General features: G+C 72.0%; 25 protein-coding genes and 1 tRNA gene. 23 read left to right on the top strand and 3 right to left on the bottom strand.

The window, feature by feature from the left end; translation table 11 throughout:
* Nucleotides 1-11: 11 nt before the first annotated feature.
* From ABWI07_RS01185 to ABWI07_RS01210, 6 genes are all read left to right on the top strand, one after another.
* Complete coding sequence (locus ABWI07_RS01185) at nt 12-587, top strand: hypothetical protein (RefSeq protein WP_353817310.1); 576 nt, start codon at nt 12-14, stop codon at nt 585-587.
* On the top strand, nt 584-1,666 hold the full coding sequence (locus ABWI07_RS01190; protein ID WP_353817311.1) for a peptidoglycan-binding protein: 1,083 nt from the start codon (nt 584-586) through the stop codon (nt 1,664-1,666). Before ABWI07_RS01185 ends, ABWI07_RS01190 begins: the two co-directional genes overlap by 4 nt.
* Nucleotides 1,663-2,352: an ABC transporter ATP-binding protein gene (locus ABWI07_RS01195; protein ID WP_353817312.1), complete on the top strand. Its 690-nt coding sequence runs from the start codon at nt 1,663-1,665 to the stop codon at nt 2,350-2,352. The genes ABWI07_RS01190 and ABWI07_RS01195 overlap by 4 nt, the downstream gene beginning before the upstream one ends.
* On the top strand, nt 2,349-3,542 hold the full coding sequence (locus tag ABWI07_RS01200; protein WP_353817313.1) for an ABC transporter permease: 1,194 nt from the start codon (nt 2,349-2,351) through the stop codon (nt 3,540-3,542). Before ABWI07_RS01195 ends, ABWI07_RS01200 begins: the two co-directional genes overlap by 4 nt.
* 144 nt (nt 3,543-3,686) lie before the next feature.
* Nucleotides 3,687-4,004, top strand: a complete 318-nt coding sequence (locus ABWI07_RS01205) for a GNAT family N-acetyltransferase (protein ID WP_353817314.1) — start codon at nt 3,687-3,689, stop codon at nt 4,002-4,004.
* 1,319 nt (nt 4,005-5,323) lie between these two features.
* Complete coding sequence (locus ABWI07_RS01210) at nt 5,324-5,968, top strand: hypothetical protein (RefSeq protein ID WP_353817315.1); 645 nt, start codon at nt 5,324-5,326, stop codon at nt 5,966-5,968.
* 25 nt (nt 5,969-5,993) lie between these two features.
* Here the strand turns inward: ABWI07_RS01210 and ABWI07_RS01215 are convergent, their stop codons facing one another.
* Both ABWI07_RS01215 and ABWI07_RS01220 read right to left on the bottom strand, forming a co-directional pair.
* Nucleotides 5,994-6,785 (bottom strand): PIN domain-containing protein, encoded by a 792-nt coding sequence (locus ABWI07_RS01215; protein ID WP_353817316.1) that lies wholly within the window; start codon nt 6,783-6,785, stop codon nt 5,994-5,996.
* 290 nt (nt 6,786-7,075) lie between these two features.
* Nucleotides 7,076-7,147, bottom strand: a tRNA-Arg gene (locus ABWI07_RS01220).
* 115 nt (nt 7,148-7,262) lie between these two features.
* Here ABWI07_RS01220 and ABWI07_RS01225 point away from each other — a divergent pair.
* The 13 genes from ABWI07_RS01225 (at nt 7,263) to ABWI07_RS01285 (ending at nt 21,613) form a co-directional block, all read left to right on the top strand.
* Nucleotides 7,263-7,625, top strand: coding sequence for a response regulator transcription factor (locus ABWI07_RS01225; protein WP_149259586.1), 363 nt, complete (start codon nt 7,263-7,265; stop codon nt 7,623-7,625).
* A gap of 21 nt (nt 7,626-7,646) precedes the next feature.
* Nucleotides 7,647-8,321 carry a DALR anticodon-binding domain-containing protein gene (locus tag ABWI07_RS01230; protein WP_353817317.1) on the top strand — a complete coding sequence of 225 codons (675 nt, stop codon included), beginning with the start codon at nt 7,647-7,649 and terminating at the stop codon, nt 8,319-8,321.
* A complete protein-coding gene (gene lysA / locus ABWI07_RS01235; protein ID WP_149259377.1) occupies nt 8,318-9,709 on the top strand; it encodes a diaminopimelate decarboxylase in 1,392 nt (463 codons plus the stop codon). The genes ABWI07_RS01230 and lysA overlap by 4 nt, the downstream gene beginning before the upstream one ends.
* Nucleotides 9,706-11,010 carry a homoserine dehydrogenase gene (locus ABWI07_RS01240; protein WP_353817318.1) on the top strand — a complete coding sequence of 435 codons (1,305 nt, stop codon included), beginning with the start codon at nt 9,706-9,708 and terminating at the stop codon, nt 11,008-11,010. The genes lysA and ABWI07_RS01240 overlap by 4 nt, the downstream gene beginning before the upstream one ends.
* Nucleotides 11,011-11,068: 58 nt before the next feature.
* Nucleotides 11,069-12,136: a threonine synthase gene (thrC, locus tag ABWI07_RS01245; protein ID WP_353817319.1), complete on the top strand. Its 1,068-nt coding sequence runs from the start codon at nt 11,069-11,071 to the stop codon at nt 12,134-12,136.
* Nucleotide 12,137: 1 nt separating this feature from the next.
* Nucleotides 12,138-13,079 (top strand): homoserine kinase, encoded by a 942-nt coding sequence (thrB, locus tag ABWI07_RS01250; protein ID WP_353817320.1) that lies wholly within the window; start codon nt 12,138-12,140, stop codon nt 13,077-13,079.
* A gap of 453 nt (nt 13,080-13,532) precedes the next feature.
* Entirely contained in the window at nt 13,533-15,587 is a 2,055-nt protein-coding gene (gene rho / locus ABWI07_RS01255; protein ID WP_353817321.1) for a transcription termination factor Rho, read from the top strand.
* A 211-nt stretch (nt 15,588-15,798) separates the two neighbouring features.
* Entirely contained in the window at nt 15,799-17,181 is a 1,383-nt protein-coding gene (locus ABWI07_RS01260; protein ID WP_353817322.1) for a sensor histidine kinase, read from the top strand.
* A gap of 40 nt (nt 17,182-17,221) precedes the next feature.
* Nucleotides 17,222-17,869, top strand: coding sequence for a response regulator transcription factor (locus ABWI07_RS01265; protein WP_353817323.1), 648 nt, complete (start codon nt 17,222-17,224; stop codon nt 17,867-17,869).
* Between the two features lie 443 nt (nt 17,870-18,312).
* Nucleotides 18,313-18,531, top strand: a complete 219-nt coding sequence (rpmE, locus tag ABWI07_RS01270; protein WP_149259382.1) for a 50S ribosomal protein L31 — start codon at nt 18,313-18,315, stop codon at nt 18,529-18,531.
* 115 nt (nt 18,532-18,646) lie between these two features.
* Complete coding sequence (gene prfA / locus ABWI07_RS01275) at nt 18,647-19,711, top strand: peptide chain release factor 1 (protein WP_235036787.1); 1,065 nt, start codon at nt 18,647-18,649, stop codon at nt 19,709-19,711.
* 109 nt (nt 19,712-19,820) lie between these two features.
* Nucleotides 19,821-20,681, top strand: a complete 861-nt coding sequence (prmC, locus tag ABWI07_RS01280; RefSeq protein ID WP_149259384.1) for a peptide chain release factor N(5)-glutamine methyltransferase — start codon at nt 19,821-19,823, stop codon at nt 20,679-20,681.
* A gap of 116 nt (nt 20,682-20,797) precedes the next feature.
* On the top strand, nt 20,798-21,613 hold the full coding sequence (locus ABWI07_RS01285; protein ID WP_353817324.1) for an L-threonylcarbamoyladenylate synthase: 816 nt from the start codon (nt 20,798-20,800) through the stop codon (nt 21,611-21,613).
* Nucleotides 21,614-21,631: 18 nt separating this feature from the next.
* Here the strand turns inward: ABWI07_RS01285 and ABWI07_RS01290 are convergent, their stop codons facing one another.
* Nucleotides 21,632-22,201, bottom strand: coding sequence for a dihydrofolate reductase family protein (locus tag ABWI07_RS01290; RefSeq protein ID WP_353817325.1), 570 nt, complete (start codon nt 22,199-22,201; stop codon nt 21,632-21,634).
* 109 nt (nt 22,202-22,310) lie between these two features.
* On the opposite strand from ABWI07_RS01290, the gene ABWI07_RS01295 reads away from it, so the two are divergent.
* Genes ABWI07_RS01295 through ABWI07_RS01310 form a run of 4 tightly spaced genes read left to right on the top strand, consistent with a single transcriptional unit; the run spans nt 22,311 to nt 26,255 of the window.
* The gene (locus tag ABWI07_RS01295) at nt 22,311-22,676 is read left to right on the top strand and encodes a PadR family transcriptional regulator (RefSeq protein WP_353817326.1); all 366 of its coding nucleotides are present in this window, start codon (nt 22,311-22,313) and stop codon (nt 22,674-22,676) included.
* Nucleotides 22,673-23,362, top strand: a complete 690-nt coding sequence (locus ABWI07_RS01300; RefSeq protein ID WP_353817327.1) for a hypothetical protein — start codon at nt 22,673-22,675, stop codon at nt 23,360-23,362. Before ABWI07_RS01295 ends, ABWI07_RS01300 begins: the two co-directional genes overlap by 4 nt.
* 56 nt (nt 23,363-23,418) lie before the next feature.
* Nucleotides 23,419-24,087 carry an ABC transporter ATP-binding protein gene (locus ABWI07_RS01305; protein ID WP_353817328.1) on the top strand — a complete coding sequence of 223 codons (669 nt, stop codon included), beginning with the start codon at nt 23,419-23,421 and terminating at the stop codon, nt 24,085-24,087.
* Nucleotides 24,084-26,255 carry a hypothetical protein gene (locus tag ABWI07_RS01310; RefSeq protein ID WP_353817329.1) on the top strand — a complete coding sequence of 724 codons (2,172 nt, stop codon included), beginning with the start codon at nt 24,084-24,086 and terminating at the stop codon, nt 26,253-26,255. Before ABWI07_RS01305 ends, ABWI07_RS01310 begins: the two co-directional genes overlap by 4 nt.
* Nucleotides 26,256-26,309: the final 54 nt, after the last annotated feature.

Below are 26,309 nucleotides of genomic sequence, written 5' to 3' on the forward strand. Positions count from 1 at the left end.
GCCTGTCGGACATGAAGAGACTCGCTTCCAGGCCGCCGGGGCAGGCGTGGGCCCTGGCACCGATCCTGGCCCTGGCGCTCGCCGGCTGCTCCTCCGGCCACGCCGCGCCCTCCGCCACCGGGCCGTCCACCGGGAACAGCACGCAGCAGATGCTGGAACTGGGCAAGCGGGTGGCGCAGTGCGCCAGGACGCACGGCTACCCGAACTTTCCCGACCCCGCCCTCAACACCTCCGGTGACGACGTCGTCTTCTCCCCGCCCGGCGGCGATGTCCGGCTGAAGTCCATCTTCCTGGAGTTGGAGAAGGTCCCGGAGTGCAAGGCGGTGCTCCGCCAGATGTCCTCGATCAGCAAGAGGCGGTCGAACACCCGCAGCAGCCAGGACCCGGGGCCGAAGGACGTCCCCGCCCTCAGGAGGTTCGCCCAGTGCCTCCGCGAGCACGGAATCCCCGAGTGGCCCGACCCCAAGGCGGACGGGACGTTCCCGCTCATGGGGACCCCGCTGGCCGCCGAAGGCAAGTCCCAGCGGATGGTCCGGGCGACGCGGCCCTGCGTGCGGTACTGGAGCGGAAGGATCGCCGCCTCATGAGGATGATCCTCATGCTGGCGGCAGGGGCGGTCGTCGTCGCCGCATCCGCGGGCCTCTGGGAGGCGGGCCGGCGGGAACCGGCGCACGGGGCGGACGCGCCGCAGGTCGCCGTGACCACGGCGCCCGTCGGCCGCGGGGACATCGTCTCCCGGCTCCCGTTCTCGGGCACGCTCGGCTACGAGGGGACGGTCTCGATCCTGAACCAGCTCCCCGCGGGCGTGGTCACCGCCGCGCCCCCGGCCGGAGCGGTGATCGGGCGGGGATCCCGGCTGTTCGCCGTGCGGGGCACGGCCGCGGTGCTGCTCTACGGACGCGTCCCGGCCTACCGCCCGTTCACTTCGGGCATGACGGACGGACCCGACGTGCTGGAGCTCGAACGCAATCTGGACGCCCTCGGCCACGCCCCGGGAACCGTCGACCGGCACTTCTCGGCCACCACGGCGGCGGCCGTGCGGCGATGGCAGAAGGCGCGCGGGCTGCCGTCCGCCGCGCGGACGGGTGAACTCGCGCTCGGCGAGGTCGTCTTCCTGCGCGGGCCCGTCCGGATCTCCCGCGTGACGACCGGAGCGGGGGCGTCGGCCGGTCCCGGGACCCGGATGCTGGCCGGGACGTCGACGTCGAAGACCGTCCGGGTCTCGGTGCCGGCCGAGCAGCGGCCCCATCTGCACGTGGGCGATCCGGTGCAGGTCATGGCGACCGACTCGGGCAGTGCCCTGCGCGGCCGGGTCAGGACGGTCGGGAAGGTCGCCACGACGGACCAGCCCGCACAGCAGGACGGCCCCCCGCCGCCGCCGACCGTGGCCGTGACGGTCACCCTGGTCGATCCGCCGCGCACGCTCACCGAACTCGACCAGGTGCCCGTCCAGGTCGCGATCGAGACCGAGCGGCGGCGGAACGTGCTGACGGTTCCCGTCACCGCACTCCTCGCCCGTCCCGGAGGCGGCTACCAGGTGGCCGTCCGGAACGGGTCGGCGCGGCGGCTCGTCCCGGTCACGCCCGGCCTGTTCGACGACACGACCGGAACCGTCGAGGTGACCGGGGTGGACGAGGGCGCCCGGGTGGAGGTGCCGGTCTCATGAACGAGGTCGTCCTGAGATTCGAAGAGGTGGCGAAGACCTATCCGGGGACGCCGCCGGTCGAGTCGCTGCGCGGCGTGGACCTGGAGGTGCGCGCCGGGGACATGGTCGCGGTGGTCGGACCGTCCGGGTCGGGCAAGACGACGCTGCTCAACCTGGCCGCGGGGCTGGACCGCCCGACGGGCGGATCGGTGCTGCTGGGCGGCGAGCGCGTCGAGACGCTCTCCGACCGGCGGCTCTCCGGGCTGCGAGCCCACGCCATCGGCATCGTCTTCCAGCGGTTCTTCCTGCTCGACCACCGGACCGCGGCGGCGAACGTCGCGGACGGGCTGCTCTACCGGGGCGTCCCGCCGCACCGCCGCCGGGCCGCCGCACTGGAGGCGCTGGAGCGGGTCGGGCTCGCCGAGCGCGCGGGCCGGCAGGCCCGCGTACTGTCGGGCGGCGAACGCCAGCGGGTGGCTATCGCCCGGGCCCTGGTCGGCCGCCCCGCCCTCGTCCTAGCCGACGAGCCGACCGGCAACCTGGACTCGGCCACCGGAGACCAGATCCTCGCTCTGCTCCACGGCCTCAACGCCGACGGCGTCACCCTGCTGCTCATCACCCATGACCCGCACGTCGCGGCCGCCTGCGGCCGCCGCGTCGAACTCCGCGACGGCAGGGTCGCCGAACGCACGGCGGACCGGGCATGAGCGCGGTCGAGTCGCGGCTGCGGCCGGGCGACCTGCTTCCCCTCGCGGTCGTGGGGCTGCGGAGCAGGCGGCTGCGGACGGCGCTGTCGACGCTCGGCGTCGCGCTCGGGATCGCGGCGATCGTCGCCGTCCTCGGGATCACCCGCTCCAGCCAGTCGGAACTGCTGGCCCGAGTCGACCGTCTCGGGACGAACCTGCTCACGGTCGCGACCGGCGCCGACCGCGGCGGAACCGAGGTGCCGCTGCCCACCACCGCCGCGACGAGCGTCGCGCGGACCGAGGGGGTCACGCGGGTCACGGCCACCGCCGAACTTCCCGGGGTCGCCGTGTTCCGGACGGACCGGGTCCCCGCCGGCCGGACGGGCGGACTGGAGGTGCGGGCGACGGACCCGTCCCTGCTCACGACCCTGGACGGCCGACTCGCCGCCGGTGCCTTCCTCACCGGCGCCACGGCCCGCTACCCGGTGGTCGTCCTCGGCCACCAGGCCGCCGCCGGCCTCGGCATCGACCGGATCGATCCGGCCACGCGGATCTGGCTTGGCGGACGCTGGTTCACGGTCGCCGGAATCCTCCGGCCCCTGGAGCTCGCGCCCGAGATCAACCGCGCCGCGCTGATCGGTGCCCCGGCGGCCTCCGCGTTCGGCTACACGGGCCATCCCACGAGGCTCTACCTGCGCGCGGACACCGACCGGGTCGACGCGACCTCCACCCTCCTGGCCCGTGCCGTCAGCCCGGAGAACCCGGAGGCGGTGGACGTCACCCGTCCGTCCGATGTCCTGGAGTCCCGCCTGCTCATCGCCGGCTCGACCACGACGCTGCTGATCGGCCTCGGCGCCGTCGCGCTCCTCGTCGGCGGGATCGGGATCGCCAACGTCCTGGTCATCTCCGTCCTGGAACGCCGCGGCGAGATCGGCCTGCGCCGCGCCCTGGGCGCCACCCGCCCGCACATCGCGGCCCAGTTCCTCCTCGAAGCCCTGCTCCTCTCGGTGCTCGGCGGCCTGACGGGAGTGCTCCTCGGCACACTGATCACCTTCACGGCCGCCACGACACGGGGCTGGCACCCGGAGACCCCCACGACCGCGATCACTGCGGCCCTGGCGGCGGCCGTCCTCATCGGCGCCCTGGCCGGCCTCTACCCCGCCACCCGAGCCGCCCGCCTACCCCCCACGGAAGCCCTGCGAACCGTCTGACACGCACCTCCCACCCACGGCGCCGGCCGCAAGATCGGCGCCGACGGTGGGGACACATGCGCCGGCACTAGCGTTGGCCCGACCGGCCACCGCTGATACGTGGGAGGGGAAGTTCGTGCCGTCTGCCCGCCGTCCGGTCTGCCAGTGGCGATCGGCGGGGTCGACCATGCCAAGACGCCCGGCGCGGGAACCCTGTGGCAGTTGGCCGTCCACGAGGCGCTGCAGTCCTGCGGCATCGGCACGCCACTCATCCAGGCCGCCGAACAGCGCATCAGCGCCCGAGGCCTGAACCGCGCCGAACTGAGCGTGGAGGAGACCAACCCTCGAGCCCGCGCGCTCTACGAACGCCTCGGCTACATCGCCCACGGCCGCGCCCCCGAGTCCTGGGACCAGGAAGCGCCAGACGGAACGATCACCCGCTACGAAACGCTATGCACCCAGATGCGCAAGCACCTTCCATAGCGCACTTCACGTTCGCCATCATGAGCATGCGGCAGAGTAAATCGCCCTGTGGCAGCCGCCCTCACTCCCCGCCTGCGAGTTGCCTCGTCAATCATCTTTCGCGCCTCGTCATCGGGAACACTGTGGGAGAACCGGAAGAGCGCGATAGGCAACAGGCGAGTGTCCGCATGCGCAAGCCGAAGAAACTCAGCATAGCCATCGACACGCTCGCTTCTGCGCCTCATCCACCTTTCATGACTGAGCCGACGATGCTCGGTACGTCCACCTAGGACCGCCGTAAACAACGATCCACCAAGCGCCGCGACCAGCGTCGACCCGGCCGTATGAGATTGGTCCAGGGAAAAGACACCCCCTCACCATGCCACGCCCCCGAGACGCCGCCCATCCCTTGCCCTGCCTGCGGTCGTCAGTGGGATGATCGGTTGTCTCCAATGCTGAGGTGCTGACAGCGTGGCCAAGACCCGAGTCCCGAGACGCCCGCTCCCACTGCGCGTGTTCCTCTACGCCATGGGCGGGTTCCTCTGGTGCGTGCTCATGCGGACGGTGCTGGAGCCGGACGCCTCTTGGACCAGAGCGGCCCTCTTCGGCCTGGCCTTCGCCGTCCTTTACGGTCTGGTATTCGACGCCTGGTACAGACGAAGAATCTTTCGGCAAGAGATGGAAGACGGAATGTGATAGCCGCCCAGCCCCTGAAGCATCGCCGGCTTCGGGGGGTCCGTCCGTCCTCAGCGCATCGGGTTGGGGAGGCCCGTCACGGGGCGCGAAGTTACATGGGATTCCTTGGCGTGTCTGATCCACGCAGGGTGCTGGGTCAGGACACATGGGCTCAGGCGTCTGTGCGGGTGGGGGACATCTATCGAAGTCGCCGCGAGCGGCGGCCCGACCGTTGCAAGCTCGCCGCCTGGCCTGAGCCTGGAGGTTTTCCGTTTAAGGCTTCACGATCGACGGTGACCAGTTCGGGTGGCCGACGGATCCGGTACGCCCGATCTTCCGGGTATGGCCTTGACCGCGTTCCGCGTATGGGCCGGGAAGTGTGGCGAGCGGGGGCTTTGCTGGCACTTGGTTGTATACGCAACAAACCCCGGCGGCAGGCGGGGTGCCTGGTCGGCCGGGGTCTTTGCTTGTCGTCTGAGGTGCCCCCTGCAGGATTCGAACCTGCGCACACGGCTCCGGAGACCATCGTCGTTCAGTCCGTCTACCTGCGAGGACGAGTCGGAACATGCCTCGCTTGGACACAGGTGGAACGCAGTGAGTAGCAAAGAGCCGGTCCGTTCGGTCGCCGCAGCTTGGTGGCGATCAACCGGCGGCGCTGGGGAGCTGTGGCGAGGCTGCTCCTCGTGGGGGCCCAGTCGGTGGCTGGAGAGCTCGAACGCGACTGGGGTCCGCGTGCACATATCTGCAAGACTGAGTGCCCCAAGAGTCGCCGTCGTGATGACAGGAGGATTCTCTTGATCCCGTCGTACTCAGTCGAAGTCTCAGCGCAGGTTCCTGCGGGTGCGTCTTTTTGGATGCCCTCCAAGAGCGAATATGACGAGACAGCGGAGGTCGGTGACAGTGGGTTCGGTTTCTTCGGGGACACATGGGTCCTGATGGATCTGACAACCGAAGAAGCGGGGAGCATCGTGGCTGAGGAGCGTGAGCTCCTACCGTTGGTGGATCGGTACAGCAGAACGCCGGAGGAGTTCGAGGAGACTGTCACAAGCCTGGAGAGCCCGGATCTGCCCGAATGCCAGCCTGATCGCCTCAGGGATACACCGCTGTGGGACCGGATCGTGGATGAGACCGGAACCAGCCGGGAGCCCGCGTTCGGGGGTCTGGAATTCGGGGTCGCCGGCGTCCCGCCCACGCAGGTCGCCCAGTGGGCGGGACACAGTGTCGAGGTGCTCTTGAAGATCTACGCCAAGGTCATAGTCGGTCAGGACCGCGTGTGGGAGGGGCTCATAGACGACGCGCTCGGCGACTAGGACCTGGTCAGAGAACAGCACGACTTCAAGTGGTCGGTGGTCTGAGATCGTCGACTCCGCGAGATTGTAGGCCGCGCCGCTGGGTTCGGATGCGCATACCGCGGTCGTCGCTCAGAATTAGAACGGGTTGCCCAGCAAGCCGCTGCAGGAGAAGCCCGCGGTCGACAATTTCCTCGTCCATGCTCCACCGACGACGGTGATCGGGCTCGTCCGGGAAGATCTCGAAGGTGACCTTGTCGCGCAACTCGCCCATATCGCTCTTGGAGTAGTCCGGGATCAGCTGGTCGACGTACTTGAGGACGTTGCGCGCTCGGTTGGAGCGATCCCCCTTCATGTCCTTGACCTTGTCCAACTCGTCGAGGACGGCGTACGGCATGACAAGCCTCACCTGCTCCACCTTCAGGACGTCGCACCACTTGACGTCCTGCATCGGCATGCAATGCACGTAGAAGTTGCAGTCCGGGATAACAATCTGCCCAGGGCGTCGCGCCACCTTGGCGAGTTCCTCAAGCTTGTCTGCCAGGGCGTTGAGGCGATCTCGCTGTACTTCGATCTCGGCCCCGAGGGCGGTGTGGAAGGCCAAGGACGCACCGGCACCTTCAGCGGTTAGACGCCAGTAACGGTCGGTGATCATGTCCTTGGCGATATCCGTGTCGGTGAAGATGTTGCGCAGTTGCCGCTCGCAGTCGTCCACCCACTTGATGTAGTTGGCCTTCGGCTCGTCGGCGACGCCGGTCCGCACGGTCCCTGCGCTGTTCGCCAACTGACGAATTGCGCGAACCGCATCGTCGATGTCGCGTCCTTCGCGGAGAATCATGGCTGAAGATTGCCAGGTCGGCTCCGCCTTGTGCGACACAATTCCGCGATTTGGTGCGCGAGGAACCGTGCGCTCGCCACCGGCCGCAACGAGCGAGGGAGGTGCTTAGGGGTGCAACCTCAGGGTGGGGATGTCCACTGGCTGGCCGCAGCTGGCGGAGGCTGGAACACAGATGGAACACGCGCCGTGGCATACGGCGTCCTGTGGTGGCATCTGATGTCACATGGGCCATGAACGAGAAGAGCCGGTTTCCGCAGGTCAAGCGCGGAAACCGGCTGATCGTTTTGGGGTGCCCCCTGCAGGATTCGAACCTGCGCACACGGCTCCGGAGGCCGTTGCTCTATCCCCTGAGCTAAGGGGGCGCGACGCGGTATGAGGTTACCAGGGTTGGCGGGGTGGCGCGTACGGGGTTGTTCGCCGTGCGGGCCGGGGGTGGAGTGGGCTAACTTCGAGGCCGTGACCGAGCCACTGGGACGCGTGCTGGTCGTCGATGATGACGAGGTGATCCGCCAGCTGATCGCCGTGAACCTGCAACTGGAGGGGTTCGACGTCTCGACCGCGGTGGACGGGCAGGACTGCCTGGACAGGGTGGCGGAGGTCGGGCCGGACGTGATCACGCTGGACGTGATGATGCCCAGGCTGGACGGGTGGGTCACGGCGGTGCGGCTGCGGGAGGACCCCGGGACCGCGCACATCCGGGTCGTGATGATCACGGCACGGGCGCAGGAGCACGACGTGCGGCGGGGAATGGAGATCGGCGTCGACGCGTACGTGACGAAGCCGTTCGACCCGAACCACCTGATCCAGACGGTGCGGAAACTGGCTGCGGTGTCCAGATAGTGGTCGGCTAGTCTCACCAGGGTGACTCCAGGCGATGCTCTCGTGCGCGCGGTGCGGGACGCCGTGGCCGCGGGGGAGATCGATGTCGCGGTCCCCGAGGAGGTCGTGGTCTTCGGGCGGGGCGGCGGGGTCTTCGAGAGCCCGGTGGCGCTGCGGCTCGGGGTGGATCCGCGGGTGATCGCGCGCCGGGCGGGCGGGAGCGTCTCCGGGCCCGGGTTCGTCAGGGTCGTGGTGGGGCCGGAGTTGGTGGACGCCGTCCGGAGTGATCCTCGTTACGGGGTCGCCCGGGTGCCGCCGGGCGGGTGGAGCGAGTGGCCCCGGACGTTCGAGAATCCGGGGTTCTCAGTGCGTTACGCCTATGCGCGGGCCTGTTGGGTGGGGCGCTGGGCCCGGGAATTCGGGGTCGAGGCCGGGCCGTTCGAGGGTGGGGCGGAGGAGCTCGTGGGGGCTCTGGGAGACATGCCCGGGCGGGCCGCGCAAGCGGAGCGGGAACGGGATGCCAGGCCGCTGCTGTTGTGCTTGGAGAAGGTGGCCGAGGAGTACCACGAGGTGCACGAACGTTGTCCCGCGGTGCCCATGGGCGATGAGGAGCCAGGGGCCGTGCATGCGGGACGGGTCGGCCTGGCGGAGGCCGTCAAGGTCGTCCTCGGCAACGGGCTGAACATGATCGGTGAGACCCCTAGAGAGCGGATATGAGTCGAGTACACCCTGCTGGGCCGCGGCACGCCGACGTCCTGCCGGAGGACCATCCGGCCGGGCCGGCGGAGGACCTGAACGCGCTGGAGCCCTCGGTGTGGCCGCGTAACTCCAAGCGGGAGGAGGGCGTCCTCACCGTCGGGGGAGTGGACGTCAGGGACCTGGCGAAGGAGTACGGGACGCCGCTCTACGTCTACGACGAGGAGGACGTCCGGAGCCGTGCCAGGGAGTACGCGGCGGCGTTCCATGACGGGGACGTCCACTACGCGGGCAAGGCGTTCCTCTGTACGGCGGTCGCGCGGTGGCTGAACGAGGAGGGGCTCGGCTTGGACGTGTGCAGCGGGGGTGAGCTTGCCGTGGCGCTGGCGGCGGGCTTTCCTACCGAGCGCATCACGTTGCACGGGAGCAACAAGGCGGCCTGGGAGCTGGAGAAGGCCCTGGAGGTGGGGGTCGGACGGATCGTGCTCGATTCGTTCGAGGAGATCGCCCGCGTGGGGTACCTCGCCCAGGAGATGGGTGTCCGGCCCAAGGTGATGGTGCGTGTCACCACGGGTGTGGAGGCGCACACCCATGAGTTCATCGCCACCGCGCACGACGACCAGAAGTTCGGGTTCTCCAGGAGCTCCGGGGCGGCCCTGGAGGCGGTCAGGCGGGTCCTGGAGCTGGAGCAGCTCGAACTGGTGGGGCTGCACAGCCACATCGGGTCGCAGATCTTCGATGTGGACGGGTTCGAGGTGGCCGCGCACCGGCTGGCCGAGCTGCTGGTCGCCATCCGGGACGAGCACGGGATCGAGCTCCCGGAGCTGGACCTGGGCGGCGGCTACGGCATCGCGTACGTGCCGGGCGAGGAGCCGCACGACCCGAAGTCGATCGCGGACGGGCTGCGCGACATCGTGGCGCGCGAGTGCCGGGCGTACGAGCTGTCGATGCCGCGGCTGACCGTGGAGCCCGGACGGGCGATCATCGGCCCCGGCGGCGTCACGCTGTACGAGGTCGGGACGGTGAAGGACGTCGAGGGCCTGCGCACGTACGTCTCCGTGGACGGCGGCATGAGCGACAACCTGCGGACGGCCCTGTACGGCGCCGAGTACACCGGCGTGCTGGCGAGCAGGTCCTCCGAGGCCGCGCCCATGCTCAGTAGGCTTGTCGGCAAGCACTGCGAGAGCGGCGACATCGTCGTGCGGGACCTCTGGTTCCCCGAAGATCTTGCGGCGGGGGACCTCGTCGCGGTCGCGGCGACCGGTGCGTACTGTCGGTCGATGGCCAGTAACTACAACCATGTCCCGAAGCCGGCCGTGGTGGCGGTGCGGGACGGCAGGTCGCGCGTGATCGTCCGCCGGGAGAGCGCGGAGGACCTGCTGCGGCTGGATGCGGAGGTCGAAGCGTGAAACCCGGACTGCGCGTGGCGCTGCTCGGTTGCGGCGTGGTCGGCACGGAGGTCGTCCGGCTGCTGAACGAGCAGGCCGACGATCTGGCGGCGCGCGTGGGGGCGCCGCTGGAGCTGGCCGGGATCGCCGTGCGCAGGCCGGACCGGGTCCGCGCGGGCGTCGACCCGGAACTGCTGACCACGGACGCGCAGGGGCTGGTGACCAGGGACGACGTCGACATCGTCATCGAGGTCATCGGCGGCATCGAGCCGGCCAGGACGCTGATGCTGGAGGCGATGAAGACCGGCAAGTCGGTCATCACCGCCAACAAGGCGCTGCTGGCCGAGGACGGCGCGACGCTGTTCGCGGCGGCGCGGGAGTACGGCGCCGACCTGTACTACGAGGCGTCGGTGGCGGGCGCGATCCCGCTGCTGCGGCCGCTGCGGGAGTCGCTGGTCGGCGACCACATCCACCGGGTGCTCGGCATCGTGAACGGCACCACGAACTACATCCTCGACCAGATGGACACGCACGGCGCCGGTTTCAACGACGCGCTGGAAGAGGCGCAGGCGCTCGGCTACGCGGAGGCCGACCCGACGGCCGACGTGGAGGGCTTCGACGCGGCGGCCAAGGCGGCCATCCTGGCGCAGCTCGCCTTCCACACGCCGGTGACGGCCGCGGACGTCCACCGGGAGGGCATCACCGAGGTGAGCGCCGCCGACGTGGCGGGCGCCCAGGGCATGGACTGCGTCGTCAAGCTCCTGGCCATCTGCGAGCGGATCCCCTCGCAGGACGGCCGGAACGGGCGCGGGGTGTCGGTCCGCGTCTACCCGGCGATGATCCCGAGGTCGCATCCGCTGGCGAGCGTCCGCGAGGCGTACAACGCGGTGTTCGTCGAGGCGGAGTCGGCCGGGTCGCTGATGTTCTACGGCGCGGGCGCCGGCGGCGCCCCGACCGCGTCGGCGATCCTCGGCGACCTCGTCGCGGTCGCCCGCAACGTCGTCGGCGGCACGCCCGGCCCGGTGGAGGTCACGTACGCGAAGCTTCCGGTGCTTCCGATGGGCGAGACCGTCACGCGCTACTACATCCAGGTCGACGTGACGGACGAGGCCGGTGTTCTCGCCACGGTCGCCGAGGAGTTCGCCAGGCACGGCGTCTCGATCCAGGCCGTCCGGCAGGTCGGGTCGGGCGAGGAGGCGCAGCTCGTCGTCGTGACGCACCGGGCGCCGGACGCGGCCCTGTCGGCGACGGTGGAGGGCCTGCGCGGGCTGGAGATCGTCCGCGAGGTGACGAGCGTCATGCGCGTCGAAGGGGACGAGTGAGGCGGAGTCCGTCCCGATAGACTTCGGGTGACATCGCAGGTCAGCCGAGGAGACCGACGTGAACGCGAACGCCCGCGCGTGGCGCGGCATTATCGAGGAGTACCGCGACCGGCTTCCGGTGACGGACGCGACGCCCGTCGTCACCCTGCTGGAGGGCGGCACCCCTCTGGTGCCCGCCCACCGGCTGTCCCAGCTGACCGGTTGCGAGGTGTTCCTCAAGGTCGAGGGCGCCAACCCGACCGGTTCGTTCAAGGACCGCGGCATGACGATGGCGATCAGCAAGGCAGCCGAGGACGGCGCGAAGGCCGTCATCTGCGCCTCGACCGGCAACACCTCGGCGTCCGCCGCCGCGTACGCGGTGCGGGCCGGGATGACCTGCGCGGTCCTCGTCCCCAACGGCAAGATCGCGATGGGCAAGCTGGCCCAGGCGCTGGTGCACGGCGCCCGGCTCCTGCAGGTCGACGGCAACTTCGACGACTGCCTCGAACTGGCGCGCAAGCTGTCCGTCGACTACCCGGTGGCGCTGGTCAACTCGGTCAACAAGTACCGGCTGCAGGGCCAGAAGACGGCCGCGTTCGAGATCGTGGACGCGCTGGGCGACGCGCCCGACGTCCACTGCCTGCCCGTCGGCAACGCCGGAAACATCTCCGCCTACTGGATGGGCTACAAGGAGTACGCCAAGGACGGCGTCTCCTCGCGCACCCCGCGCATGCTGGGCTTCCAGGCCAGCGGCGCGGCGCCGTTCGTGAAGGGCGAGCCCGTCCTGAAGCCGCAGACCATCGCCACCGCGATCCGGATCGGCAACCCCGCCTCGTGGGACCTCGCCGTGGCCGCGCGGGACGAGTCCGGCGGCGCGATCGACTCGGTCACCGACCGGCAGATCCTCGCCGCCTACCGGCTCCTCGCCCGGGAGGAGGGCGTCTTCGTGGAGCCCGCCTCGGCGGCGAGCGTCGCGGGCCTGCTCCAGGCGGGCGAGCAGGGCGCGGTCGCGGCCGGGTCCCGGGTCGTCTGCACCGTGACGGGCAACGGCCTCAAGGACCCCGACTGGGCCATCTCCGGGGCGCCCGCGCCGACGACCATCAAGGTCGACGCGCACTCCGCCGCGTCCGAGCTCGGCCTCACCTGAGGTGGGCTGGGCTGACGGCCCGGTGCTGGTGCGGACCCCCGCGACCAGCGCCAACCTGGGCCCCGGATTCGACTCGCTCGGCCTCGCGCTCGCGCTGTACGACGACGTCGAGGTGGAGGCGACCGGCGGGGGGCTGTCCATCGAGGTGGACGGCGAGGGCGCCGAGGTCGCCGACCGCGGCGAGCGGCACCTGATCGTGCGGGTGCTGCGCCGGACCTTCGACGTCCTCGACGAGCTGGCCGGAACCGGTCCCGCCCGCCCGGACGGGCTCCGGCTGCGGTGCCGGAACCGGATCCCGCACAGCCGCGGCCTCGGCTCGTCGTCCGCCGCGATCGTCGCCGGGATCGTCGCGGCCCGCGCGCTGCACCCCGCCGGGAAGCTCCTCGACGACGCCGGGGCGCTGCGCCTCGCGACGGAGATCGAGGGCCACCCCGACAACGTCGCGCCGTGCCTCGCCGGCGGCCTGACCGTCGCCTGGACGACGCCCGGCGGCGCCCGTTCGGTCCGGCTGGAACCGCAGGTCAGGCGGGTCGTGGCCTTCGTGCCCGAGCAGCGGCTCGCGACCGAGCGGGCCCGCGGGCTGCTGCCCGAGACCGTCCCGCACGGGGACGCCGCCGCCAATGCCGGGCGCGCCGCGCTGCTCGTCGCCGCCCTCACCGGCGGCCTGGACGCGGGGATCCTGCTCGACGCGACCGAGGACCGGCTCCACCAGGATTACCGCGCGCCCGCCATGCCCGAGTCCGCGGCGCTCGTCGCGCGGCTGCGGGACGCGGGCGTGCCGGCGGTGATCTCCGGCGCGGGACCGACCGTCCTGGCCTTCACAACCGCGGCGCAAGTTGATTCGATGGGCGGCGAAGTGGGTAAAGGCTGGCACGAACACCCGTTGGACGTCGCGACCCGCGGCGCACACGTCGTGTCCGGCGAATCCGAGACCCGGGCCTGACGGCGTCGCCGGTGGCGGGGGCCACGCGTCGCTCCGGCCGGTGCCCGTTCCGGCTCGATCCCGCTAGGTAAAATGCGAAGACATCGACCTCTGGGGAATAGCAGTGTGCCCTGGTGATGTTAGGCTTATTGCCGCACCAGATGCCCCGTTCGGGGCAGCGTGCTCGTCAGCCGCGCGTCACCTTTTCGGCCCTCCGGTCGTGTCGGTCCCGCGTACCAGGCTCCCCGACACCGTGACTTCCCGTTGTCAGGCATTCCAGCGAAACTTCGGACGTGGCGGTACCGGGGACACGCACGAGCGGAACGTCCCGTCCACCATCTGGCTGTGCCCAGAACACGCAGATCCCGGTTCCATCGTGATCAGCGGAGCCCGATCCGGCGCCCCCGCCGGGCCGCACCACCGGGTCGACTGGCCGAACGCCGGCCAACGCCCGCGCCCTGGGAAGGACCCTTAGTGAGCGAATCCAGCGAACTCCTTACGGACGCAACCAGCACGGAAACCGCCGCCGCTCCGGCCGGCGCGGAGCCCGCCACCCCCCGGCGCCGCCGCGGCACCGGCCTGTCGGCCATGGTGCTCCCCGAGCTCAAGGCGCTCGCGTCCAGCCTCGGCATCACCGGCACGACCGGGATGCGCAAGAGCCAGCTCATCGCCGCCATCCAGGAGAAGCAGGGCGGCCAGGGGCAGGGCTCGGCGGGGGGCGAGCAGGGAGCCGCTGCGCCGGTGGCGACCGAGCGCCCGCGCCGCACCCGCACCGCGGCCAAGCGCGCGGTGTCCGAGGAGCAGGTCGCCATCGCCGATGCCGCGCCCGTGGCCGCGCCCGAGAGCGCGACCGCGTCCGAAGCCGCGGCCCAGCCGGGCACGGCGGAGAAGGCCGGCCAGGGCGACAAGCAGGAGAAGGCCGAGCGGCAGGGCGGCCGGCAGCGGGGCGACAAGCAGGACCGGGGAGCTTCCGAGGGACGCGGCGACCGGCAGGGCCGCGACCAGGGGCGTGACCAGGGCCGCGAGCAGAACGCCGAGGACGGCGAGTCCCAGGGCGGCCGTGACGGCAACCGCGACGGCCGCGAGGGCCGCGAGGGCCGCGAGGGCCGCGACGGCGGCGGGCGCCAGCGGCAGCGCGGCGGCCGGGAGCGCGGCGAGGGCCGCGACCGGGGCGAGCGCGGCGAGCGTGGTGACCGGGGCGAGCGTGGTGAGCGCGGCGAGCGCGGTGAGCAGGGCGGCGGACGCCAGCGCGGCCAGGGCGGCGGCGGTCAGGGCGGCGGCGGCCAGCACGACGACGACGACGGCAGCGGCCGGGGACGGCGCGGGCGCCGGTTCCGGGAGCGCAACCGCGGCCGCGGCCGCGAGCGCTACGAGGAGCCGGTGATCACCGAGGACGACGTCCTCATCCCCGTCGCGGGCATCCTCGACATCCTCGACAACTACGCCTTCGTCCGGACGACCGGCTACCTGCCCGGCCCGAACGACGTGTACGTGTCGCTGGCGCAGGTCCGCAAGAACGGGCTGCGCAAGGGCGACGTCATCACCGGCGCGGTCCGGCAGGCGCGCGAGGGCGAGCGGCGCGAGAAGTTCAACGCGCTGGTCCGCCTCGACACCGTCAACGGGATGGAGCCCGACCAGGCCAAGGGCCGCGTCGACTTCTCCAAGCTGACCCCGCTGTACCCGCAGGAGCGGCTGCGCCTGGAGTCCGACCCGGGCATCCTGACGACCCGGATCATCGACCTGGTGTCGCCGATCGGCAAGGGGCAGCGCGGCCTGATCGTGTCGCCGCCGAAGGCCGGCAAGACGATGGTGCTCCAGGCGATCGCCAACGCGATCACCAAGAACAACCCGGAGTGCCACCTGATGGTCGTCCTCGTGGACGAGCGTCCGGAAGAGGTCACCGACATGCAGCGGACGGTGAAGGGCGAGGTCATCCACTCGACCTTCGACCGTCCCGCCGAGGACCACACCACGGTCGCGGAGCTGGCCATCGAGCGCGCCAAGCGGCTCGTCGAGCTCGGCCACGACGTCGTCGTGCTGCTCGACTCGATCACCCGCCTGGGCCGGGCCTACAACCTGGCGGCGCCCGCGTCCGGCCGCATCCTGTCCGGTGGTGTCGACTCGACCGCGCTGTACCCGCCGAAGCGGTTCTTCGGCGCGGCCCGCAACATCGAGAACGGCGGCTCGCTGACGATCCTCGCCACCGCGCTGGTGGAGACCGGGTCCCGCATGGACGAGGTCATCTTCGAGGAGTTCAAGGGCACCGGCAACATGGAGCTGAAGCTCAACCGGTCGCTCGCGGACAAGCGGATCTTCCCGGCGGTGGACGTCGACCAGTCCTCCACCCGCAAGGAGGAGATCCTCATGGCTCCGGAGGAGCTGCGGGTCGTCTGGCAGCTGCGCCGGGTGCTGCACGCGCTCGACACGCAGCAGGCGCTGGAGCTCCTCATCGAGAAGATGAAGGAGACCAAGTCCAACGCCGAGTTCCTGCTCCAGGTGCAGAAGACGACCGTCTCCGACGACCGCTGACACGCGCCGCGCACGCCCCCGTCCGGACCGTTCCGGCGGGGGCGTCGCCGTCGGTGCCTCCGGCATGGTGGGGTTAGCCCCACCTCTGATCCGGCGGAGCGCGTCATGGTCGCCCCGTCCTCGGCCAGGCACGCTTGTCTTGTCAGTCGGAAACGGGCACACGCAGGCGAGCACGGGCCCACGTAGGTCGGAGCGAGCACGGAGGGACGACGTGGGCGAGTCGAGCAAGGACCCGGACGGGGCGGGCGGCGCCGTCCGGTGGGTCGCGGCGCGATGGGCGACGGCGACGCGCGCCGGCGGGGAGCCGGCGTCCGTCATGAACCGCCCCTGGCATCCGCTCGCGATGGTCACGTCGTCGCTGACCTGGCGCTCGGCGCTGTACCTGGCCGTCAGCCTGGCCTTCGGGCTGGGCTGGTTCGTCGTCCTGGCCGTCGGGCTGGCCCTGTCGGTCGGGCTGTTGATCATATGGGTGGGCGTCCCGCTGCTGGCGCTGCTGATGGTCGCGTGGCGGTTCGGCGCGATGCTGGAGCGGCGGCTCGTCCGGGCGGCGTTCGGCGTCCGGATACCGAGCCCGTACCGGCCCCTGCCCGCCGGGCGCAACCCGCTGGCCAAGCTCAGGAGGATGGCGGCGGACCCGGCGACCTGGAAGGACCTCCTCTACCTCGCGGTGCTGCTCCCGATCACGATGTTCGAGTTCGTCGTGTCGGCGGCGGTGTGGGCCGGGGCGGGCACGCTGCTGTTCCTCCCGGTGGTCGTGGCAGTGAGCGGCGGCGCCGAGGTCAACTTCGGGGTCTCGTACTGGGCGGGCAACCCGGTCGAGGCGCTGCCGGTGTCGGTCGTCGGCCTGGGGTTCCTCGTCCTCGCGATGTACGTGACGCGGGCGATGGCGATGGGGCACGCCGCGTTCGCCGCGCTGATGCTCGGCCCGAGCCCGTCCCAGACCGAGAACGCCGCGCTGCGCGAGCGGACCGAGCACCTGCGGGCCAGCCGCGCCCGCGGCGTGGACGCGGCCGAGTTCGAGCGGCGCCGCATCGAGCGGGACCTGCACGACGGGGCGCAGCAGCGGCTGCTGGCGGTGGCGATGGACATCGGCCGTGCCCGCGCCAAGCTCGACGAGGACCCCGAGGGCGCGCGGGCGCTGATCGAGCAGGCCCACGCGGGCACCAGGGAGGCGATCTCCGAGCTGCGCGACCTCGCCCGCGGGATCTACCCGGCGATCCTCACCGACCGCGGCCTGGACCCGGCGCTGTCCGGGCTCGCCGGGCGCGCCCCCGTGCCCGTCGAGGTGGAGGTCGACCTGCCCGAGCGCCCGCCCGCGGCGGTCGAGAGCATCGCCTACTTCATCGTCGCCGAGTCGCTGGCCAACATCGCCAAGTACGCCCGCGCGACCCGCGCGACCGTCCGCGTGACCCGCGAGGACCGCCTGGTGGTCGTCGAGGTGGCCGACGACGGGGTGGGCGGCGCGGTCGCGCGGCCGGACGGCGGCCTCGCCGGGCTGGCCGACCGGGCGGCGACGATCGACGGCACGCTGACCGTGGACAGCCCGCCCGGCGGCCCCACGACCGTGCGCGCCGAACTGCCCTGCACGTGGTGATCCCGGCGCGCGGCGGCGCCGCGGGCCCGATAATGGCCGGATGCGGGTAGTGATCGCCGAGGACTCGGTGCTGCTGCGGGAAGGGCTCGTCCGGCTGCTCGGCGACGCCGGGATCGAGACGGTGGCGACCGTGGGGGACGGGCCGGGGCTGCTCGGCATCGTCGAGGAGCACTCTCCGGACCTCGCCATCGTGGACGTCCGGATGCCGCCCTCGTTCACCGACGAGGGGCTGCGCGCGGCCCTCGCCGTCCGGGAGCGCCGTCCGGGCACGCCGATCCTCGTCCTGTCCCAGTACGTGGAGGAGCGCTATGCCACGGACCTCATCGGCGGCGGCGCGCAGGGCGTCGGCTACCTGCTGAAGGAGCGGGTGTCGGACGTCGAGGAGTTCATCGACGCGGTCCGCCGCATCGCCGCCGGCGGCACGGTCATCGACCCGGAGGTGATCGGCCAGCTGCTCGGCCGCCGCCGCACCGGCGACCCGCTGGAGGCGCTGACCCCGCGCGAGCGCGAGGTGCTCGGCCTGATGGCGCAGGGCCGCTCGAACGGCGCCATCGCCGCGGACCTCGTCGTCACCGAGGGCGCCGTGGAGAAGCACATCTCCAACATCTTCATGAAACTGAACCTGCAACCCGCCCAAGGCGGCCACCGCCGAGTAATGGCCGTACTCGCCTACCTCGGGCGGGGCTAGCCCAGCCCAGGACACGCGGGTCGGGCGGCCGGAAGGCGCTCTATCTGATGTGCCACGTGATGCTCTTGGACGTGCCACACCAGGACGCTCTTGGAGTGGACCTGAGCGACGGCGCGGGTCGGGCGGCCGGAAGGCGCTCTAGGCGCCTGGAGGTCGCCCGACCCGCCGAGCCGGGCGACCGCAGCGCCACGACGAAACCCGCACGGGCACAGAAATCCGCACCGTGGCGTGAGGATCGCCCGGCTCGCAACGGGGGGTTCCAGGGGGGTCGCTCCCCCTGGGCAAGCACTGATCGGGAATGACCGGTGACCTCGCCACGTTCGGGTATCTGGCACACTTGGTGTGCAACCGCTGCGGTACCGGTTCACGCCTCCCACATCTGCCCCTTGGCATCGCCATGCGGGCCGGGGGCGCCCGGCGACCGCCCGAAGCGAGGAGAACCCATGAAGCCCGACATCCACCCGGACTACGTCGTCACCACCGTGACGTGTACGTGCGGCAACACCTTCGAGACCCGCAGCACCGCCGCGAACGGCGTGATCCACGCGGACGTGTGCTCGAACTGCCACCCGTTCTACACGGGCAAGCAGAAGATCCTCGACACCGGCGGCCGGGTCGCGCGCTTCGAGCAGCGCTTCGGCAAGAAGAAGGCCGGCAAGTAGGACGATCCGCACCGCGGACATCAGGGACGGCCCGGGGACTCTCCAGGTCCCCGGGCCGTCCGAAATCGGCGATCGGGGGCGGCCGCCCCCGTGCCGCGACGGGCCAGGACTGAGCGTGAATCTCGACGATCTGATCAGCGAATACGCGGGCATCGAGGAACGCCTCGCCGACCCGTCCGTCCATGCCGACCAGGCCCTGGCGCGCAAGCTCGGCAAGCGCTACGCGGAGCTGCGGCCGATCGTCGAGACGCACCGCGAGCTGGCCGCGACCGAGGACGACCTCGCCGCCGCCCGCGAGCTGGGCGGCGAGGACGCCGCGTTCGCGGCCGAGGCCGAGGAGCTCGGCAAGCGCCGCGAGGAGCTGGAGGAGCGGCTGCGGCGGCTGCTCGTCCCGCGCGACCCGAACGACGCCAAGGACGTCATCCTGGAGGTCAAGGCCGGTGAGGGCGGCGAGGAGTCGGCGCTGTTCGCCGGCGACCTGCTGCGGATGTACCTCCGCTACGCCGAGCGCGTCGGCTGGAAGACCGAGATCCTCGACTCCCACCCCTCCGACCTCGGCGGCTACAAGGACGTCACGGTCGCGGTGAAGGCCAAGGGGGCCCAGGAGGAGGGCGTCTGGACGCGGCTCAAGTTCGAGGGCGGCGTCCACCGGGTGCAGCGGGTGCCCGCGACCGAGTCGCAGGGCCGCATCCACACCAGCGCCGTCGGCGTCCTGGTGACGCCCGAGGCCGAGGACGTCGACGTCCAGGTCGACCCCAACGACCTGCGCATCGACGTCTACCGCTCGTCCGGGCCCGGCGGGCAGAGCGTCAACACGACGGACTCCGCCGTGCGCATCACGCACCTGCCGACCGGCGTCGTCGTCTCCTGCCAGAACGAGAAGAGCCAGCTCCAGAACAAGGAGCAGGCGCTGCGCATCCTGCGGTCCCGGCTGCTGGCGATGGCGCAGGAGGAGGCCGACGCCGCCGCCGCGGCCGAGCGCAAGAGCCAGGTCCGCACCGTGGACCGCTCCGAGCGGGTGCGCACCTACAACTACCCGGAGAACCGGATCTCCGACCACCGGGTCGGCTACAAGGCCTACAACCTCGACCAGGTGCTGGACGGCGACCTCCACAACGTCACCCAGGCGCTTGTCGACGCCGAGATGGAACGTCGACTGGCCGAAGCCCAGAAGTCATGAGCGCAGCGAATCGGGGGGCGTGGGGGGTCGTCCCCCCTCGGGGGGCAAGAGTCATGAGCGCAGCGAATCGGGGGGCGTGGGGGGTCGTCCCCCTTCGAAAGACAGGATCATGAACCTGCTGCTCGACGAGATCGCCAGGGCCACCGCCCGGCTCGCCGACGCGGGCGCCGCCTCGCCCCGCGCCGACGCCGAGGAGCTCGCCGCGGCCGTGCACCGGGTGCGGCGCTCGGAGCTGCACGGCGTCCCCGACAGCGCCTTCGACGCCCGGTTCTGGGAGTTCGTCGCGCGGCGCGAGGCGGGGGAGCCGCTGCAGCACATCACCGGCCGCGCGTTCTTCCGCTACCTGGAGCTGAAGGTCGGGCCCGGTGTGTTCGTGCCGCGCCCGGAGACCGAGGTGATGGTCGGCTGGGCGCTGGAGACGCTGCGCGACATGGACGTCCGCGACCCTCTCGTGGTCGACCTCGGCACCGGGTCCGCCGCGATCGCGCTGTCCATCGCGCTGGAGGCCCCGCGCGCCCGCGTCCACGCCGTGGAGAAGGACCCGACGGCCTTCGTCCACGCCACCCGCAACGTGGAGGAGCTGGACGAGCGCGGCCGCGTCCGGCTGCATCTGGACGACTTCGCCACCGCCCTCACCGAGCTGGACGGCACCGTCGACCTCGTCGTCAGCAACCCGCCGTACATCCCGATGAGCGAGTGGGAGTACGTCCCCCGCGACGTCCGCGACCACGACCCCGCCGACGCCCTGTGGGGCGGCGGCGACGACGGCCTGGACGCGATCCGCATCGTGGAGCGCACCGCCCGCCGCCTCCTGCGCCCCGGCGGCTACGTGGCCGTCGAGCACAGCGACCTGCAGGGCAACGGCGTCTACTGGATCTTCGCGGAGGAGAACGGCTGGCGGGACGTGCGCAACCGCCGCGACCTGGCCAACCGGGACCGCTTCGTCACCGCCCGCCTGGCCGCCGACTAGCACCGCTATCCTGGGCGGTGCCATACCGGCGAACGCTGTGGCGTACCGGCTGTGAAGTGCCGGAAGAGCGCTGCGCGGGACCGGACGAGCGCGTGCAGATGGGAAGACGGGCGACCGTGAGCCGACGTTACGACTGCTCTCAGCCGATGGAGCGCACCCGGGGGATCGCCGAGGCCTTCTCGGCCGTCCGGCGCGGCGAGCTGATCGTCATGCCGACCGACACCGTGTACGGCGTCGGCGTGGACGCGTTCATGCCGCCCGCCGTGACCGCCCTCCTGGACGCCAAGGGCCGGGGCCGCGAGATGCCGCCGCCGGTGCTGGTCGGCTCCGTCCGCGCCGCGACGGCCCTGGTGGAGGACCTCGGCACCTACGGGCAGGACCTCATCGACGAGTTCTGGCCTGGCGCGCTGACCCTGGTGTGCCGCGCCAACCCCAGCCTCATGTGGGACCTCGGCGAGACCAAGGGCACCGTCGCCATCCGGATGCCGATGCACGAGCTGGCCGTCGAGCTGCTCAAGGAGACGGGCCCTCTCGCGGTGAGCAGCGCGAACCTGTCGGGCCGCCCCGCCGCCCGCACGGTCGACGAGGCCGAGAAGATGCTCGGCGACTCGGTCGCGGTGTACCTGGACGGAGGCCAGTCCGGCCACGCCGACCCGTCCACGATCATCGACCTGACCGGCCCCGTCCCGCGCCTCCTGCGCGCCGGCGCCGTCCCGGAGGACAAGATCCGCGCCGTGGTGGGCGTGCTCCTCACCGAAGAGGACGAGCCCGACGAGCCCGCAGAGGTCCCCTCCGCCGCCGAGGAAACCAAGCCTTCCCTAACCAAGGACGAGCCCCCGAAGGCCTCCCACGAGCCTTCTGAGACTTCCCAAGAGGCGTCTGAGGCTACGACCAAGCCGTCCCTGCGCAAGGACGACTCCGGCACCGAGTAGCGCAGGGGCGGCGGCCCGCTACTTCACGACCCGGAACCGCAGGTGCGTGACCTCCTCGGAGGCGATCACGTCCGTGCGCTCCAGTTCGATGTGCCCCAGGTCGTCGAAGAGCCGGGTTCCCGCGCCCAGCACGACCGGCACCAGGTTGATCTGCAACTCGTCCAGCAGCCCGTCGCGCAGGAACCGCCGTCCCGTCCGGGCTCCCATCACGACCACGTCCTTGTCGCCGGCCGCCTCTTGGGCGGCCTTGAGCGCGGCGTCGATGCCATCGGTGACGAAGGTGAACGAGGCGCTCTTCATGACGAGCTCGTCGCGGGCCTCGCGGGTGGGGACGAAGGTCGGCACCGGGTACGGGGTGTCCTCCCAGTGGGGCAGGCCGACGTCGAACGTGCGCTTGCCGAGGACGACCGCGCCCACCGAGGCGTTCATCGCGGCGACGACCTCCTTGTCGCGCGGGTCGGGCCGGTCGGTGAACATCCACTCGTGCAGCCGCATGCCGCCCCTGCCCATGGCATGCTCCGCGCTGACGTCCGGGCCGGCGACGACGCCGTCCAACGACATGCTCTTGTACAGGACCACGGTGCCCATCGAGACCTCCTGAACGTTGCCGATCGGGAGGTGGACCGCCCGGCGCCCCAGAACTCATCGCGCGGCACTATCTTGCAACGCAAGAGTATGGCCTACTAGCATGCTGTGCATGACAGTGGATGTCGACCGGCGCAGGAGCCAGTGGCTGCGCGGCGTCCTCGACCTGTGCCTGCTCGCCGTGCTCGCCGACGAGCCGGCGTACGGCTACGAGATGGTGCAGCGGCTCGCCGCGGCCGGGCTGGACGCGGTGGCCGAGGGGTCGATCTACCCGGCCCTCGGCCGGCTGCAGCGCGAGGGCCTCGTGGAGTCGTACCTGGTGGAGAGCGCCGGCGGGCCCGCCCGCAAGTACTACCGGCCGACGGAGGACGGAGCCGGCGCGCTGGCCGTCTGGTCCAGGGAGTGGGGACTGCTCGCCGAGGGCGTCTCCGCCGTCCTCGCCGGTTCGCCGAGCAGGGAGAAGGGGGTCGTGCGATGACCGAGAGGGTCGTCAGGGAGTGCACGCGCACATGGCGCCGCATCGGCGTGTCGCGGGAGGACGGCGCGGACATGGCGGCCGAACTCGAAGCGGACCTGTCGGCCGCCCGGGCGGACGGCCGCGACCCCCAGTCCTATGTCGGCGGCGACCCGGCCGGTTTCGCCCGCGCCTGGGCGTCCGAACGCGGTGCCGTTCCGCTCCGCCACCGCGCGGGACGCCTCATGGCCGCGACCACGGCCGGTCTGCTGCCGGGTGCGTTCGCCGAGCTGTTCATGGTGTTCGGCCTGTCCAGCGACGAGATGGCACACGTCCTCGGCAGGGAGAGCACCGTGGACGTGCCGACGTGGCTCGCCCTCGCCCTCTACGCGGTCACCGCGGTCTCCGCCTGGGCCGGCGCCCTCGCGGCGGCCTCGGCGGTGCTGAGGTTCCATGCCGACGCGGCGCGGCAGGCGACCGTCCGGGTGCTCGCCGTGCTGGTTCCGGCCGCCGGGCTCGCCGCGGCGGGCGGGACGGCGCTGCTCGCCCGCCTGGACGGCTACCCGTACGGCCCGATCGTGGTGGCCGAGATGACGGTTCCGCTGGCGATCGTGGTGGGAACCGTCGGCGTGGCCCGCGTGGTCATCGTGCGCCGGCTCCGCTCGCCGATGGAAGCGGCCGATTCCTCCCAGCGCATGCTGCCCGTCTGACCTGAGGTGGAGACGCCCCGGCCGGCCCGGCTTCCCGTCTGGTGAGGAGAAGAGTCGTGACCAGTCGCGCTCCGGCGCTGCGCATCGAAGGACTGCGGTATGCGCTCAAGGACCGGGTCCTCCTGGACGGCCTGGACGTCGAGGTTCCGGGCGGAACCTCGCTCGCGGTGACAGGGCCGAGCGGAAGCGGCAAGTCCACCCTGCTGATGTGTGCGCTGGGACTTGTCAAGCCGGACGCCGGGACGGTGTCGGTCGCAGGCGGCGACGTGACACGGATGTCGGCCCGGGCCCTGGCCGCCCATCGCCGGCACATCGGCGTCGTCTTCCAGTTCGGTGAGCTGCTCTCCGAGTTGTCGCCGCTGGAGAACGTCGCGATCGCCGCGCTCCTCGCAGGGGTCGACCGCCGAAAGGCCTACGGTTCGGCGCGGGAGCTGCTGCGGTGGCTCGGCGTGCCGCTCCAGGGGACGACGGGACTGCTGTCGGGTGGGGAGCGGCAGCGCACCGCGGTCGCCCGGGCCCTGGTCACCGAGCCGGCCGTCGTCCTCGCGGACGAGCCCACCGGCGCGCTGGACCACCGGTCGCGCGACACCGTCGCCGACATCCTCTTCGACGTGCCCCGCAGGCGCGGGTGCGCGCTCGTCGTCGCGACGCACGACCCGGTGATAGCGGGGCGGGCGGACGTGCGGGTGTCGCTGGACGCGGGCCGTCTGGTGGAGCGGCCGTGAGCGGGCGGGGCGGGCCCCGGCTGGCGGGGCGGCTGCTGAGGATCGGCTGGGCGGCGGGCCGGGCGGCCCGGGGCGGCCGGGTGCGGTTCGCCGCGCTGACCCTCGCCTCGCTGGTGCTGACGGTCGGCCTGCTGGCGCTGGCCTGCACGGCGGCCGTCTACGACGGGCGCGAAAGACGGGACCTCGCGCGCAGCCCGCTCCAGGCCGAATCCGGTACGCCTGCCGCCGCGCTGTGGGGGGAGGCGGGCGACACGCTCGGCGGCAGTCCGGTGACGATCGTCCGGGTCGTTCCGCTGGACGCGACCGCGCCGCCGCCGCCCGGCCTGACCCGCTGGCCCGCTCCGGGGGAGGTGTTCCTGTCGCCCGCCCTGGCCGACCGTCCGGCGGCCGAGCACATCAGGACGCGCTACGGCCGGTACGCCGGCCGGGTCGGTGCCACGGGGCTCGGCTCCCCGTCCGAACTGTTCGCCTACGTGCGACCCGCGAACGCCGACCCGGAGGGAGACGGCTGGCTCAGGATCGCCGGGTTCGGCGGGCGCACCTGGTCGCCGCTGGGCGAGCGCCTGAACGCGTGGCCGCCGGCGCAGGTGCTGGCGACCGTCGGCGGCCTGGCGGGGCTGCCGTGCCTGGCGCTGGTCGTGGTCGCGGCACGCTGCGGTTCGGCCGCCCGCGACCGCCGCGGCGCGCTGCTGGAGACGCTGGGAGCCGGGTGGCGGCATCGGGCGCTGGTGACGATCGGGGAGGCGTCGCCTCCGGCGCTGCTCGGGGTGCTGGCGGGCGGGGCGCTGCTCGCCCCGATGATGGCCTCGGACGTTGCGCTGCCGGTCACGGGCTACGTCGTGGGCGCGTCCGACATCCGGGCCTGGGCGTGGGCCGTCCCGCTCGTGCTCGTCACCGCGTTCCTCGCCGTCCTGCTGCTGGCCGTGGGGCTGCACAAGGCGGACCGCACCGGGCGTGCGACGCGCCCGCGAAGCTTCGCCTCGCGGGTGCCGACGTGGCGGCTCGCCGCCTTCGCCGCGTCGGTGGCCTGCATCGTCGTGAGCGGCGGCGTTCCGGGGACGACCGGCCTCATGCTCTACATCGCCGCCACGGTCGCGATGTGGGCCGCGCTGCCGTCCGTCGCGGCCGCGCTGAGCCGCCGGTCCGGCGGCCGGCTCGCCACGGCCGGCCTGCGTCGCGGGCGGGTGGAGCGGCTGATCGCCGGGCGGTGGCTCGCCGCGCACCCCGGCGTGATCGTCCGGCTGGCCACCGCGCTCGTGATCGGGCTGGGGCTGATCACCCAGGTCCAGGTGTGGACGAGCCGTCTCAACGAGCCCGCGCGTGCCGCCGTCGAGACCTCCCGGCGGGTAGGGGACCAGGTCCTCATCGTCGACCTCGACGGCACGAGCCGGGCCCAGGAGCAGCGGTTCCTGCGGGCCGTGCCGCGGGGCTTCCAGACGTTTCGGCTGACCGGCGGGGAAGGGCGGCCCCTCACGCTGACCGGAACGTGCGCGGCCTTGACGAGCATGCGGCTGGACTGCGGGGCCGGAGCCCGGCCGGCGTCCCTGACCAACGGTGACGCCCGGATCCGGGAACTCGTCCGCTGGCGGGCCGAGGACGACCGGGGGCTGCCGGTCGAGGCCGTGTCCGATGCCGACGATGCGAGGACGCACGGCGGCTCCCTGGTCCTGATCGGCTCCAAGCGGGGCGAGGGATGGCGCGTCCAGCAGCTCTCGTTCGCCGTCCTCGGCGTGCCCGCGGACGGGCTCGGCATCGAGTACGGCGGCGCGGCCGCGTCGCTCAGCCGGCTCGGCGACTGGGTGGTGCTGTTCGGCGGCGCGGGAATCCTCGTCCTGCTGCTGGCGGCGGCGACGAGCGCGGCGGCGGAGTTCCTGGGCTTCGGGACGGCGCTGAGCCCGCTCGCCGTGCAGACGGACCGGCGAGCGGTCTACCTGCGGGTGGCGTTCTGGAACCTCACCGTGCCGCTGTGGCTGGCGACGCTCGTCGGCGGCCTGGTCACCGCGTGGCACGGCATGTTCTTCATCGCCCAGGTGCAGGAGGGCCGGTTCTCGTGGGCGGCCCTCGGCGGAGCCATGGCGGCCGCCGCGGCGCTGGCCCTGGGGGTGGGCGTGGTCGGCGGCGTCGGTGCCGTCCGGGCCGCGCGTTCGTGGCGGCCGGTGAACGACTGAGAAACGAGTGGGATCCGCTGCCGGACGCGAGCAGCGGACGAGGCCCGTCACGCA

Origin of the sequence: Actinomadura sp. NPDC000600 (genome assembly GCF_040492135.1) — a bacterium.
In the GTDB taxonomy this organism is placed as follows: domain Bacteria; phylum Actinomycetota; class Actinomycetes; order Streptosporangiales; family Streptosporangiaceae; genus Spirillospora.

What these genes read in the sequence shown, in the direction of transcription:
- ABWI07_RS01215 (WP_353817316.1), bottom strand. Translation starts at nt 6,785, where the DNA reads ATGATTCTCCGCGAAGGACGCGACATCGACGATGCGGTTCGCGCAATT.
- ABWI07_RS01290 (WP_353817325.1), bottom strand. Translation starts at nt 22,201, where the DNA reads ATGGGCACCGTGGTCCTGTACAAGAGCATGTCGTTGGACGGCGTCGTC.
- ABWI07_RS01190 (WP_353817311.1), top strand. Translation starts at nt 584, where the DNA reads ATGAGGATGATCCTCATGCTGGCGGCAGGGGCGGTCGTCGTCGCCGCA.
- ABWI07_RS01300 (WP_353817327.1), top strand. Translation starts at nt 22,673, where the DNA reads ATGACCGAGAGGGTCGTCAGGGAGTGCACGCGCACATGGCGCCGCATC.
- ABWI07_RS01265 (WP_353817323.1), top strand. Translation starts at nt 17,222, where the DNA reads ATGCGGGTAGTGATCGCCGAGGACTCGGTGCTGCTGCGGGAAGGGCTC.
- ABWI07_RS01295 (WP_353817326.1), top strand. Translation starts at nt 22,311, where the DNA reads ATGACAGTGGATGTCGACCGGCGCAGGAGCCAGTGGCTGCGCGGCGTC.
- prmC (WP_149259384.1), top strand. Translation starts at nt 19,821, where the DNA reads ATGAACCTGCTGCTCGACGAGATCGCCAGGGCCACCGCCCGGCTCGCC.
- lysA (WP_149259377.1), top strand. Translation starts at nt 8,318, where the DNA reads ATGAGTCGAGTACACCCTGCTGGGCCGCGGCACGCCGACGTCCTGCCG.
- ABWI07_RS01185 (WP_353817310.1), top strand. Translation starts at nt 12, where the DNA reads ATGAAGAGACTCGCTTCCAGGCCGCCGGGGCAGGCGTGGGCCCTGGCA.
- ABWI07_RS01195 (WP_353817312.1), top strand. Translation starts at nt 1,663, where the DNA reads ATGAACGAGGTCGTCCTGAGATTCGAAGAGGTGGCGAAGACCTATCCG.
- rpmE (WP_149259382.1), top strand. Translation starts at nt 18,313, where the DNA reads ATGAAGCCCGACATCCACCCGGACTACGTCGTCACCACCGTGACGTGT.
- ABWI07_RS01200 (WP_353817313.1), top strand. Translation starts at nt 2,349, where the DNA reads ATGAGCGCGGTCGAGTCGCGGCTGCGGCCGGGCGACCTGCTTCCCCTC.